The sequence below is a fragment of the Defluviitalea phaphyphila genome (assembly GCF_001466305.1).
Classification (GTDB): Bacteria; Bacillota; Clostridia; order Lachnospirales; family Defluviitaleaceae; genus Defluviitalea_A; species Defluviitalea_A phaphyphila.
Window position 1 is genome coordinate 43,155 of record NZ_JWID01000008.1, and the last position, 12,486, is coordinate 55,640.

General features: G+C 27.7%; 13 protein-coding genes. 1 reads left to right on the forward strand and 12 read right to left on the reverse strand.

Features of this window, described 5'->3' with window-relative positions; translation table 11 throughout:
- Nucleotides 1–158: 158 nt before the first annotated feature.
- Nucleotides 159–854, forward strand: coding sequence for an MgtC/SapB family protein (locus OM90_RS07065; protein WP_058486203.1), 696 nt, complete (start codon nucleotides 159–161; stop codon nucleotides 852–854).
- Nucleotides 855–879: 25 nt separating this feature from the next.
- On the opposite strand, the gene OM90_RS07070 is transcribed toward OM90_RS07065, so the two are convergent.
- The 12 genes from OM90_RS07070 to eno all read right to left on the reverse strand — a co-directional run bounded on the left by OM90_RS07070 (nucleotide 880) and on the right by eno (nucleotide 12,481).
- Nucleotides 880–1,608 carry a class I SAM-dependent methyltransferase gene (locus tag OM90_RS07070; protein ID WP_058486204.1) on the reverse strand — a complete coding sequence of 243 codons (729 nt, stop codon included), beginning with the start codon at nucleotides 1,606–1,608 and terminating at the stop codon, nucleotides 880–882.
- A complete protein-coding gene (gene rnr, locus OM90_RS07075) occupies nucleotides 1,608–3,773 on the reverse strand; it encodes a ribonuclease R (RefSeq protein WP_144428555.1) in 2,166 nt (721 codons plus the stop codon). The genes OM90_RS07070 and rnr overlap by 1 nt, the downstream gene beginning before the upstream one ends.
- A gap of 242 nt (nucleotides 3,774–4,015) precedes the next feature.
- A complete protein-coding gene (locus OM90_RS07080) occupies nucleotides 4,016–4,993 on the reverse strand; it encodes an SIS domain-containing protein (protein WP_058486205.1) in 978 nt (325 codons plus the stop codon).
- Nucleotides 4,994–5,084: 91 nt separating this feature from the next.
- A complete protein-coding gene (locus OM90_RS07085; RefSeq protein WP_058486206.1) occupies nucleotides 5,085–5,939 on the reverse strand; it encodes a carbohydrate ABC transporter permease in 855 nt (284 codons plus the stop codon).
- 17 nt (nucleotides 5,940–5,956) lie between these two features.
- Complete coding sequence (locus OM90_RS07090) at nucleotides 5,957–6,832, reverse strand: carbohydrate ABC transporter permease (protein ID WP_058486207.1); 876 nt, start codon at nucleotides 6,830–6,832, stop codon at nucleotides 5,957–5,959.
- A 79-nt stretch (nucleotides 6,833–6,911) separates the two neighbouring features.
- On the reverse strand, nucleotides 6,912–8,015 hold the full coding sequence (locus OM90_RS07095) for an ABC transporter substrate-binding protein (protein WP_144428556.1): 1,104 nt from the start codon (nucleotides 8,013–8,015) through the stop codon (nucleotides 6,912–6,914).
- A 21-nt stretch (nucleotides 8,016–8,036) separates the two neighbouring features.
- Entirely contained in the window at nucleotides 8,037–8,258 is a 222-nt protein-coding gene (locus OM90_RS12590) for a hypothetical protein (RefSeq protein WP_144428557.1), read from the reverse strand.
- Nucleotides 8,259–8,327: 69 nt separating this feature from the next.
- The gene (locus OM90_RS13155; RefSeq protein WP_242860873.1) at nucleotides 8,328–8,786 is read right to left on the reverse strand and encodes a PfkB family carbohydrate kinase; all 459 of its coding nucleotides are present in this window, start codon (nucleotides 8,784–8,786) and stop codon (nucleotides 8,328–8,330) included.
- A 108-nt stretch (nucleotides 8,787–8,894) separates the two neighbouring features.
- Entirely contained in the window at nucleotides 8,895–9,218 is a 324-nt protein-coding gene (locus tag OM90_RS13160) for a PfkB family carbohydrate kinase (RefSeq protein WP_242860874.1), read from the reverse strand.
- Nucleotides 9,219–9,558: 340 nt separating this feature from the next.
- Complete coding sequence (locus tag OM90_RS07105; protein ID WP_058486208.1) at nucleotides 9,559–10,275, reverse strand: GntR family transcriptional regulator; 717 nt, start codon at nucleotides 10,273–10,275, stop codon at nucleotides 9,559–9,561.
- Between the two features lie 536 nt (nucleotides 10,276–10,811).
- On the reverse strand, nucleotides 10,812–11,051 hold the full coding sequence (secG, locus tag OM90_RS07110; RefSeq protein ID WP_058486209.1) for a preprotein translocase subunit SecG: 240 nt from the start codon (nucleotides 11,049–11,051) through the stop codon (nucleotides 10,812–10,814).
- Between the two features lie 107 nt (nucleotides 11,052–11,158).
- Nucleotides 11,159–12,481: a phosphopyruvate hydratase gene (eno, locus tag OM90_RS07115; protein WP_058486210.1), complete on the reverse strand. Its 1,323-nt coding sequence runs from the start codon at nucleotides 12,479–12,481 to the stop codon at nucleotides 11,159–11,161.
- Nucleotides 12,482–12,486 lie beyond the last annotated feature (5 nt).

Here is a 12,486-nt window from a genome sequence, read left to right on the forward strand (position 1 = left end):
TAGTATTGTTCAAATTTGCTTTTTATATCTTCTCTATTTAATTTTTTATATAAATAATTTTTTTATACAAAATAATTTTTTACATAAATAAATACAATTAATAGACATATAAAATTTAAAAATAAATTCTAATTATCAATTATGAAAGGGGCAGTAGAATGAATGAAAATATTTTTACTTTATTAAAAGAAGTAAATACTTTTTCAGTTATTGTAAGACTTACTTTAGCTGTAATATGCGGTGGTATTATTGGTATGGAAAGGGAACGAAAAAATAGAGCTGCTGGATTTAAAACTCATATATTAGTTTGTATTGGTTCTAGTCTTACTATGATAACAAATCAGTACATAGTAGAATCTTTAAATGTTGGAGGAGATCCTTCAAGACTTGGAGCCCAAGTTATTAGTGGAATAGGTTTTTTGGGTGCAGGAACTATTTTATTAACTGGTAAACATCAAGTTAAAGGACTTACTACTGCTGCTGGATTATGGGCTTCAGCTTGTATGGGATTAGCTATAGGCATTGGATTTTATGAAGGAGCTATTATTAGCTGTGCCTTTATCTTTGGAGTAATGACTATTTTAAATAAAGTAGATAATCAAATATTATCAAAATCTAAACTTGTTGATTTATATATTGAATTAAACAGTGGAAAGTATCTTAGAAAATTAATTAAATTTTTAAAAAATAATAATCTAGAGATAATCTATATGGATACAAATAAAGATACTATTGTAAAGGAAGGAAATTTAGGATGTTTTATCACTATTAAACAACCACAAAAAAAACATCATGAAGAATTGCTTTCTTTAATAGGAGGATTAGAAGGAGTTGAATTTATAGAAGAATTATAAAATAAAACTAAGCTTAAGCTTAGTTTTATTTTTGTGCTGTCACTACTGTGGCATAAGAATCCCATTGATAAGGAACTCCATTAAAATTTCCATACCATTCCATATTTTTAAATCCTAAATCATATAATATAGTCTTTAATTCTTCAAATCTCAAAGGGAATAATGATATTTCATTTTCAAATTTTAAATTTTCTTTTTTTACTTCTAAAGTAGTTTTAAATATAACTTTATTAGATTCTTTGTTATAATCATATTCTCTTATAAACGATATATCTTCATTTTCTATAAGAGGTAATTTTTTTATATCTTTTGCAATTATCCTATCATAATTAATTATTTGTAAAATTATTTTTCCTCCAGGATTTAAAAGAGAAAACATTTGTTTTAAAACTTTTTTTATTTTATAAATATCAGATAAATGAACTAATGTATTCCCAATACATATAACTATATCAAATTTATTTTCTGACAAATTTGTTTCTAATTCTTCCATATTCATCACTTTAAATTCTACTTTGAGAGCTTCCCCTTTTATTTTGTCTTTAGCAATTTCTATCATTTTTTTGTCTAAATCAATTCCTAAAACATTATGTCCTTTTTTTCCTAAAAATATATCTAGCTCTCCCGTAGAACATCCTACGTCTAATATGTCTAATTTATTTTTAGAGATATTTTTTTCTATAAATGTTTTACATGGAAGTGATAATGGAAAAACTTTATCATAATAATTACTTAAAGTATCATAAAACCCCATTATATTTCCTCCTTGATATTTTTATCGTCATCTTCCATTATCAACGAAAAATTTATTGTTCTTTGAATCATATCAGCTTTTATCAGTTTTACTTTTACTTTATCTCCTAATCTATAAATCTTTTTTCGTTTTTCTCCTATCAATAAGTAGTGTTGTTCATCAAAAATATAATAATCATCGTCCATCTCTGTTATATGAACAAGTCCTTCTACTGTATTAGGAAGTTCTACATACATACCCCAAGAGGTAATTCCTGATATTATTCCATCATATACTTCTCCTATTTTGTCTTTCATATATTCTACTTTTTTAAGCTGTTCTGTTTGTCTTTCTGCTTCTTCTGCAGTTCTCTCTTTTATGGAACAGTGTTTTGCTATTTCTGGCATCTTTTTCTTTAGGCGATTTTGTTTTCTTTCATCTAATGTTCCATTAATATTTGCTTTAATTATTCTATGAATTTGCAAATCAGGATATCGTCTTATAGGAGATGTAAAATGGCAGTAATATTTAGCAGCCAGTCCAAAATGTCCATCGTTATTTACAGTATATCTTGCTTGCTGCATAGAACGAAGAATTAATCTACTTATTACATTTTCTTCTGGTTTTCCTTCTATATCAGATAAAATTTTTTGCAAATCTTTAGAATGAATATTATTTGTTCCTTTTATATGATATCCAAAATTATGAATAAAAGTTGAAAGTTTTAATATTTTTTCAGGATCAGGGTCTTGGTGAGAACGATATATAAAAGGAGTTCCCTGCCAGAAATAATCCTCTGCTATAGTTTCATTACATACTAACATAAATTCTTCTATAATTTTTGTAGCAATATTTCTTTCATATGGTTTAATATCTATTGGTCTTCCTTCTTCATCTAAAATAATCTTTGCTTCTTCAAAATCAAAGTCTATAGCTCCTCTTTTTTCTCTTTTTTTATTTAAAATAATACATAACTCCTCCATTAATTTAAAAAAGTCTATATAATCCTTATATCTATCCATTAATTCTTTATCTTGATCTACTAATATTTTCTTTACATTAGTATAACTCATTCTCTCATCTATATTAATAACTGTTTCTACAATTCTATGGTCTTTAACATTTCCATTTTTATCAATATCCATTATACAACTGAGTGCTAATCTATCCACCCCTGCATTTAAAGAACATATTCCATTTGATAGTTTATGAGGAAGCATAGGTATAACTCTATCAACCAGATAAATACTAGTTCCTCTATTTAAAGCTTCTTTATCTAAGGGGCTATTTTCTTTTACATAATGACTTACATCTGCAATGTGTACTCCCAACCTATATAATCCATTAGGTAATTTTTCTAAGGAAATAGCATCATCTAAATCTTTAGCATCTTCTCCATCAATAGTAACCATTCTTACATCTCTAAGGTCTTCTCTTCCTATCATGTCCTCTTTTTGTACTTCTTGAGGAATAGTTTCTATATATTTCATTACTTCCTCTGGAAAATCTGTAGGAATGTCAAATTGTTTTATAATAGCTAATATATCTGTATTGGGATCATTTATATGTCCTAATATTTCAATGATTTCTCCCTCAGGATTTCTTCTATCCTTTCCCCAATTTGTAATTTTGGCAACTACCTTATGTCCATCAACAGCTCCTAGATTATGTCCTTTTGAAATAAAAATATCTTTTGCAAAATTCTTATCATCAGGAATTACAAAGCCAAAATATTTGCTTTGCTCATATGTTCCTACTATTTTATCTGAACCTCTTTCTATAATTTGAATAATTTCTCCTTCTGCGCTTTTTTCTTTTACTGCTGATTTTGTTATTTTGCATAATACTTTATCCTTATGCATAGCACCATTAACAGAAGATGCCGGAATAAATATATCTTTAGCATCAGGATCTTCTAATATTACAAATCCATATCCTTTAGGATTTCCTTGAAATGTACCAATAACCATATTTAAAGTTTCTGGTATGGCATATTTACCTCTTTTAGTTCTTATTACTTTTCCTTCTTTAATTAATTCTTCTAATATCTGCTCTAATAATTTTCTTTCCTTATTAGGAACTTGTAATATCATCATCAACTCTTTTATTTTCATAGGAACATAATCTTTATGTTTCATAAAGTCCAATATAAGTTCTTTTTTTTCTTTTATGTTTATTCGATCCATAACAACACATCCTTTTTTCTTTCTATATTTCTTATCTTTAGTATACCTATGAAATTAAAACCCTAAACATAAAACTTATATAAAAACACACTTTGATTAAACAAAGTGTGTAACTTTTTCACTACTTTATTTTGTATTTATTATAGCATAAAAAAGTTACTAGAATCTTTAATTTTATAAGATTTTAGTAACTTTTTTATGCTATATCTTCACAATAAGAATTTAAAAGATAAAATTAAAATTTAATATTCCATTTTCCACATATATCTTCTGACAGTTAATGGATGTCCGCGAAACTCTGCTAAAGCATTTGCATATTCTCTAAGAACAACTCCAACAACTATAGAAGCAAAATATCCTTTTAAATCTTCATCTATATCTTTCATATCAAAATCAGCAGCATCAATTAAAACTATCTTATCAGAAAATTTCTTACAAAATGCATGAGCTCTTTCATCTAATGGTCTTGTTTGATCAATACCCTTTACAATAATAAAAGGTACATCACTATCTGTTATTTCAAATGGCCCATGGAAATACTCTCCCGCATGAATAAAGCTTGAGTTAATCCACTGCATTTCCATTAGAATACAAATTGCAAAGGAGTATGCCGGTCCACTGCTGCCTCCACTAGCCATGGTATATATAATTTCTTCTTTTTTGTATTTTGAACCAAATTCTTTAGCAGCTTCTTTGTATTTTTCTTTATTAGCTTTAAAAACAGCATCCATTCTTTCTACTGCCCTACAAGCTCTTGCATATTTATCTGATGGAGAAATTGCATTAAGTATATTAAAAATTAATGAATATAAAATTGTATGATTATGATTTGTCATATCTTCTTCTTCTAACCAATCATAGTGAATTGGATATTCACAAGCATTCCATAAAGATGACCCCACAACGTGAGACATTGAAATTGTAAGAGCTCCTTTTTCTCTAGCTATCTTAGTTGCTTTAACTGTTTCAGGTGTTTCCCCTCTCATAGAACATGAAATTACAACTGAATTTTCATTTAACGCTTTTGGAGAACGATGAATAAATTCATTTGCAGTATAAACTGTAGCAGGTATTTCACATTCACAATCCATAATAAACTCTACTGGTTTAAATAATGCCATGGACCCTCCACAAGCTACAAAGTAAAAATGATTAATTTCTTTTCTTTTTTTAACTGCTTCAACTGCTGCATTAATTTGATCTATATGTTCTTTTTTCATATTATTACTCCTTTCTATTATAAATTTATTTGTCTATTTGATTATATAATGTTATATAACGTTATGTCAATGTTTTTTTTAAAATTAATTTCTATCCTTTTACAGCTCCAGAAGTTAATCCTTCTATAAACTGCTTTTGCATAATTAAAAACATAGCAATCATTGGTATAGAAGCTATAGTAATACCTGCAAGCATAACTGTATAATTAGCTTTCATATCTCCCTGAAATGTCATTAACCCTATGGGAATAGTCATAATACTTTTGCTTTCTAAAAATACATTTGCAAATAAAAACTCATTCCAAACAAAATTTAAATTTACAATTGCACAAGAAGCAAAAATAGGCTTACTAATTGGTACAATTATTTTATAAAAAATTTGAAAACTATTATATCCATCAATATATCCAGCTTCTTCAAGTTCCTTTGGTATAGAGAGAAAATACGCCCTCATTAGAAATACTGTAAACGGTATTCTAAAGGCAATATATGGCAAAATCAGTGCAAAATAAGTATTATATAAATTAAGATTCTGAAGTATTTTATATAAAGGTACTAATGCAACCTGCTCAGAAAGTGCCATTCCTCCTAATACAACAAAAAAGATTATTTTATTAAATTTTATATTAAAACGAGTAATGCCATATGCCAATAAAGAACTAAAAAATAATATAAAAATCAAAGAAATAAAACTCACAATAACTGAATTCTTAAAATATGAAAACAATCCTTTATCCCATGCTTCTTTATAGTTACTAAATAACCATTTTTCAGGTAGGGCTAAAGAATTTTTAAATAATTCTCTATTGGTTTTAAATGAATTAATAATTAACCATAATAATGGAAGAATAATCATAAAACTCAAAAATATAAAAAATATATTTAATAATATTTTTAAAATGTATTCTTTAGTAGGCTTTTTCTTATTTGAAGATTTATAGTTCATCGACTTCCCTCCTTCATCTATACTTCTCCAGATTTTGCAGCATTAATTTGAATAATAGATATTCCAACAGTTATTATAAAAATTAAAACTCCTGTTGCAGCAGCTAATCCCATATCATCGTGTAAAAATGCATTTTGATACAAATATACTCCTAACACTTGAGAACTATTGCCCGGACCTCCACTGGTAGTTGTATAAATCTCTGTAAATAATTTAAATGCTCCAATAATTGTGATAATTGAACATACTAATAACTGTTCTTTTACCAATGGTAACATTACATTTATAACTTTCTTTATTGGACCTGCTCCATCTATTTCAGCAGCTTCTAAATATTCCTTTGGAATATTCTGAACAGCAACCACCATTAGTACTGTTATATATCCTGTAAATTGCCATTGACTCATAGCAATAACACAGAAAATTGCTAATTTAGATTCTCCTAACCAAGCATGGGTCAATCCATCTAAATTTAAAAAACGTAAAGCAGAATTTAAAAGTCCTATGTCTGGAGAATAAACAAACTTAAAAAGTAATCCTACTGCTGTTAATGATATTAATGCAGGAATAAAATAAATATTTCTATATAAATTTCTAAATTTCCCACTATATTTACTTTCTATTAAAATAGCTAACATAGTACCTATCCCAACTTGAACAATAAGAGATATAACGGCATAATATATATTATTTCTAATCATAATCAAGAAAACTTCATCGGTAAATAATTTTATATAGTTTTCAAATCCAACAAAAATTTTTTCTGCAGAATAAGATGATAATCTAAAAAAACTGTATATAAAGTTTGATACGACAGGAATATATACAAAAAACAAAACCATAAAAAGACCTGGAATTATATATAAATAAGGAACTAAAACTTTTTTCTTCATCCTTATTTCACCCTCTTTCTTATAGGGCGCTCGATTATAAAATACTTTATAATGAGCGCCACATAAATTATGTTATAAATTAATTGTCTTCAGTATCTTGTACTAGTGTTTGAGCTTCTTGTGCTACCTTTTGAATTTTACTCATAGCTTCTTCTGGAGTCATCTCTCCATTTGTCAAAACAGAGGTTACGATAAGATACTCATTACAAACTGTAGAATATAAAGAACTATCAAACCAGCCTGCCATTTTTTCAGCACCTTCTAATATTTCATAAGCTTCTAATAATTTTTGATCCTCTAATCCATCAACAATACCCTTACCTGCATTAAACCAGCCAACTTCTTGAACTTCTTGTTTTCCTACTTCTGGCCCTGTTAAATATTTAAGAAAATCGATAGCTTCCTCAGGATATTTTGTATTTGCTGAAATAACAAAACCTTCTGGAGAACCAGTTAATAATGTAGGATCACCTTCTCCTTCTATTAAAGGAAATCCAAACATTCCATAATTTAAATCAGGATTTTCTTCTTTTATATAAGGAATTTCAACTAATTCAGCATAAATCATTGCTGCATTTTCTTGTGAAAAAATATTTCTAGCCATATCATGAGAATAAGCATTTGGTGAATCATTAAAATATGGAATAAGTTGTTGATAATAGTCTAGCGCTAAAACATAATTTGGATCTGTAAATTCTCCAGTCGATGGTTCTAAATCTTTTAGTCTTGTTTCATTATTTACAACCATTTGATTAATTGAACCAATATAATGTGATGATGGCCACTGGTCTTGATTACCATATGCAATAGGTGTTATTCCATTTTGTTTTAAAGTTTCACATACTTGAATAAACTCATCCCAAGTTTCTGGAACTTCAAGACCTAATTCATTAAATATATCAATATTGTAAAAAAACATTTTAGCATCTAATCTAAAAGGTAAACCATAAAGAACATCTCCATCACGATATTCATTTACTTGTGATAATAATAATGAAGAAGACCATTCCTCATCGTTATAAAATTCATCTGAAATATCCATAAGCAAGCCTGCTCTTATAAATCTTTCTGAAAATTCTCCTGCCCAACTAAAAAATACATCAGGACATTCATCACTTCCAACAACTACCTTGATTTTCTCCTTATATGCATTATTTTGAGCACTAGTTACAACAATATCGATATCTGGATGTTCTTCTTCATACTATGCTACTACTTTTTCAATAAATGAATTAAAAGGCTCATCTGGAAATCTATGAAAAAACTTAAGTACCTTTTTTTCAGATGAACTGGATGAACTACTAGAATTACTTGTTTCATTATTACTTTGAGAATCATTTTCTGAGCTTCCACATGCTGTTAAAGAAAATAATAATGTGCAAATCATCATAACCGTAGTAATTTTTTTCAATAAATTTAATTTCATAATTTTTCCTCCTTTTAAATTTATGTTTATATTAAGGCATTTAGTGCCATAATACCTCCTATAATAAAATTAAAATTCTATTCCATATCCAAAAGAACCCTCTTTTAAACAATTATTAGCTGAATAAATAGCTGCCTTATATAATGCAGATTTAACTAAATATTTTTGATACTTTCTAATAGAAACTAGTCCCTTTTCTTGAGATTGACTTGGAAAATCAGTAACATTTTTCATTCCTTCAATATAATTAACTAAAAAACAAGTAATAAAAGAATCTCCAGCTCCCATAGTATCTAATGGTTTTACTAAACAAGGGGACTGTTCATATATTTTCCCATCTACCATAACAATTGCTCCCAAACTTCCTCGAGTCGCAATAATAATATGTTTGCATCCATAATTTTTTATATCATTTATCAATTTTAAAATTTCTTCTAAACTTTTATCTCCACAAGATAGACAAACACAATCTAGATAAGGAGAACATTGTTTTAAATATTCTTCTGAATAATTATTTGAAAAATCCATGGATATAAAAGAAGATAACTTACTTAATTTAGGAAGTTCTTCTTCTATATAACTAAAACAACTTGTATGAACAATATCAAAGTCATTAATATATTCTAAATCTAATTTTTATAATATAATTGGATTATTTTTAGCTACTCCGCCTTTATTAGAGCCTATAAAAATACGATCTCCTTCTTTAATAGCTACTTTTGCATATCCATTTTCACCGCAATAATATCTGCAATGACTCATGGGAATGTCTAAAGACTTAAGCACAGAATATACATGCTTAGCTGGTTCATCATCGCCAAATACTCCTAAATATTCTGAATGCATCCCCATTAATTTTGAATACACTGAAAAATTTAAAGCATTTCCTCCAGGATACATTTTTTTTGTATGCATATATTTATCTACAACATTGTCACCAAGTCCCAATACTTTTATCATTCTCTATGCTCCTTTTGTTTATATTTATTATTCATTATATAACGTCTTTATTATATTTGCAATTGTTTTTTTATTTATATTATAAATTTTGTTTATATTTTAAGCGTTAAAATATTATTGTTTATACAATTATTATAATTTGTTGTTTTTTTGCTTTGTGCATTTTGTTTATATATAAACAAAAAAAGGCGCAAACTTCTTAAGTTATACGCCTTTATATAAACAAGAATTTATATCGTTATATATAGTATTAATATACTATATATCGAATAAATAATCAATAGAAAAATAAAAATTACTCTGACTAATTTGAGTAATTTTTATTTTGAAGGAAATAATATTATAAAATCATTTTAAATCTTCGTGGATTAATAATTTGCCTTGTATTATGAATAATAGTATTTTTCTTATCAAAAGTAACACTATAAAGTTTTAATAAAGGAACATTTAAATCAATATTTAAAAGTTCTGCTTCTTCTTCACTGGGGAAACATACATCCAATTCTTTATAAGCATCACAAGGGAAAATTTCGTATTTTTTTAATATTTTATATAATGATCCTGTTAAATCTTCTGTTAATAAAAAAGAATATTTTTTTGAAAATCGAGCATCCTCTATCATGACGGGTACATCATCACAAAATCGAACTCTTTTTATAGATAATACATTAGAATCATTCTCTAATTGCAAATCTTTTATATCCTTATTAGACGCCTCTTTTAAGCCAGCGAACAGCAAAATTGAAGAAGATTTTTTCCCGATAATCTCACAAGAATGAGTAAATCCCATAAATTTTGACATATTTCTTTCCATTTTTTGTTCAGCAACAAAAGTGCCAACTCCTTGTTGTTTAATCAAATACCCTTCTTCAACTAATTCTGCTATTGCTTTTCTAACTGTAATTCTACTAACATCATATTTTTCACTCAATTCAGTTTCTGTTAATATTCTGTCATTTGGTTTTAAAACATTATTTCTAATTTCTTCTTTAATAATCTCCATAAGTTGGCGATATAAAGGTGTACTAGAATTTTTATCAAGAGGTGTTACTTCCATAATTGTCCCCCTTATCATAAAATATTAAACAAAATCTAACTATGTATTCATATTATAACATATTGATACAAAAAAACAAGAGGCTGTATATTTATCATCTTTTTTGTTTATACAATAATTTAATATTCTTCATTTTTTAATAAGGAGAAGATGAAGCTAGATATCTTACTGATCGTGTTGAAAATTTTGTAAATCGAGTTAGTGCTAAAGTTACGGTTTTTGATACAAAAGATTATGCCTTAGAAGGAATCAATGGAAAATATAGTGGCTTATTATCTCCACTAGTTATAAAAGCTATTTGTCGTCGCTATTATCATAAATTAAAATACTAAATTATATTAAATAAAATATATAATTTTTATGTAAAATTAAAATTTGCCACTAAAATTCTATAAAAATAAAATTTTAGTGGCTTTTTCAAACCTAATGATATGCACTTTAATACTAAATATAAATCATAAATACTTAAAAAAGCACTTAGAACCTAAATTCTAAATACTTTTAATAACTACATAATTAAATTTAAAAAATTTGTTTTATTTAATTAGTATATTAAGAACTAAAGCCAATATAATAAAAAGAGCCGCACTAATTTTAGTATATTTCTCAAAAGTTCCTTCTAAAGAACGTGCTTTATTCTTTCCCCAATAGGTTTCTGCTCCTCCACTAATACTTCCAAGTCCTGCAGATTTTCCTTCTTGAAGTAATACAATACTTATTAATCCTAAAGCTAGTAATACATATATAACTGATATAATAATAGTAGCTATTTTCACTTTTACACCTCCTATTCCATTATTAATATCTTAACATAAAGTACTTTTGTATTCAAGAAAAACTCGGCAAGAGCCGAGTTTTCTATAATATATAATATAAATTCAAATTATTTTAAGTTAAACCAAGCATCAAGTCCTAAATACTCTGCTACATCTCCTAATTCTTCTTCAATACGAAGTAATTGATTATATTTTGCAACACGATCTGAACGGCAAGGAGCTCCTGTCTTAATTTGTCCTGCATTTACAGCTACAACTATATCTGCAATAGTTGCATCTTCTGTTTCTCCTGATCTGTGAGAAACAACTGCAGTCATCCCTGCTCTATTTGCCATTTGAATAGCATTGAAAGTTTCTGTTAAAGTACCAATTTGATTTACTTTAATAAGAATAGAGTTAGCAACTCCTTTTTCAATACCTTTAGATAATCTTTCAGTATTTGTTACAAATAAATCATCACCAACTAATTGAATTCTTTTACCTAATTTTTCAGTTAAAATTTTCCATCCTTCCCAGTCTTCTTCGTTTAATCCATCTTCTAAGGAAATAATTGGGAATTTGTTTACTAAATTTTCATAGTAAGCAACCATTTCTTCGGATGTTCTTACTACTTCTTCTCCCTTCATTTTACTTTCTCCAGGGAAATGATATTTTTTAGTTTCTTCGTTGTATAATTCAGAAGCAGCAGCATCGATAGCGATACGAATATCATCTCCAGGTTTATATCCAGCTTTTTCAACTGCATCTATAATAACTTGGATTGCTTCTTCAGAAGACGCTAAATCTGGAGCAAATCCTCCTTCATCTCCAACTGCTGTTGATAATCCTTTATCATTTAATACTTTTTTAAGGCTGTGATAAACTTCTGAACACATTCTTAATGCTTCACTAAAAGATTTTGCTCCTACAGGCATTATCATAAATTCTTGAAGGTCTACTGTATTATCTGCATGTTTTCCTCCATTTAAAATATTCATCATTGGTACAGGTAATACTTTAGCATTAAATCCTCCAAGATATTGATATAAAGGCATATCTAAAGCTTCTGCAGCTGCTTTTGCAACAGCCATTGATACTCCAAGAATTGCATTAGCTCCTAATTTAGCTTTATTAGGTGTTCCATCTAATTCAATCATTTTTTTGTCTATTGCTACTTGATCAAGAGCATTCATTCCTATAATTTCTTCAGCAATAATGTTGTTTACATTATCTACTGCATTTTTTACTCCTTTTCCAACATATCTTTCTCCACCATCTCTAAGTTCTACAGCTTCAAAAGCTCCTGTAGATGCTCCAGAAGGTACAGCAGCTCTACCTAAAACTTGTCTGCCCTCAGCATCAACTATTACTTCTACCTCTACTGTAGGATTAGCTCTTGAATCTAATACCTCTCTTGCAAATACATCTAAAATTTCTAAATATCCTTTCATTATTT

Bases quoted from the DNA above. Each gene is read 5' to 3' on its own strand.
- OM90_RS07065 (WP_058486203.1), top strand. From the start codon at position 159: ATGAATGAAAATATTTTTACTTTATTAAAAGAAGTAAATACTTTTTCA.
- OM90_RS07070 (WP_058486204.1), bottom strand. From the start codon at position 1,608: ATGGGGTTTTATGATACTTTAAGTAATTATTATGATAAAGTTTTTCCA.
- rnr (WP_144428555.1), bottom strand. From the start codon at position 3,773: ATGGATCGAATAAACATAAAAGAAAAAAAAGAACTTATATTGGACTTT.
- OM90_RS07080 (WP_058486205.1), bottom strand. From the start codon at position 4,993: ATGAAAAAAGAACATATAGATCAAATTAATGCAGCAGTTGAAGCAGTT.
- OM90_RS07085 (WP_058486206.1), bottom strand. From the start codon at position 5,939: ATGAACTATAAATCTTCAAATAAGAAAAAGCCTACTAAAGAATACATT.
- OM90_RS07090 (WP_058486207.1), bottom strand. From the start codon at position 6,832: ATGAAGAAAAAAGTTTTAGTTCCTTATTTATATATAATTCCAGGTCTT.
- OM90_RS12590 (WP_144428557.1), bottom strand. From the start codon at position 8,258: ATGAAATTAAATTTATTGAAAAAAATTACTACGGTTATGATGATTTGC.
- OM90_RS13155 (WP_242860873.1), bottom strand. From the start codon at position 8,786: ATGGATTTTTCAAATAATTATTCAGAAGAATATTTAAAACAATGTTCT.
- OM90_RS13160 (WP_242860874.1), bottom strand. From the start codon at position 9,218: ATGATAAAAGTATTGGGACTTGGTGACAATGTTGTAGATAAATATATG.
- OM90_RS07105 (WP_058486208.1), bottom strand. From the start codon at position 10,275: ATGGAAGTAACACCTCTTGATAAAAATTCTAGTACACCTTTATATCGC.
- eno (WP_058486210.1), bottom strand. From the start codon at position 12,481: ATGAAAGGATATTTAGAAATTTTAGATGTATTTGCAAGAGAGGTATTA.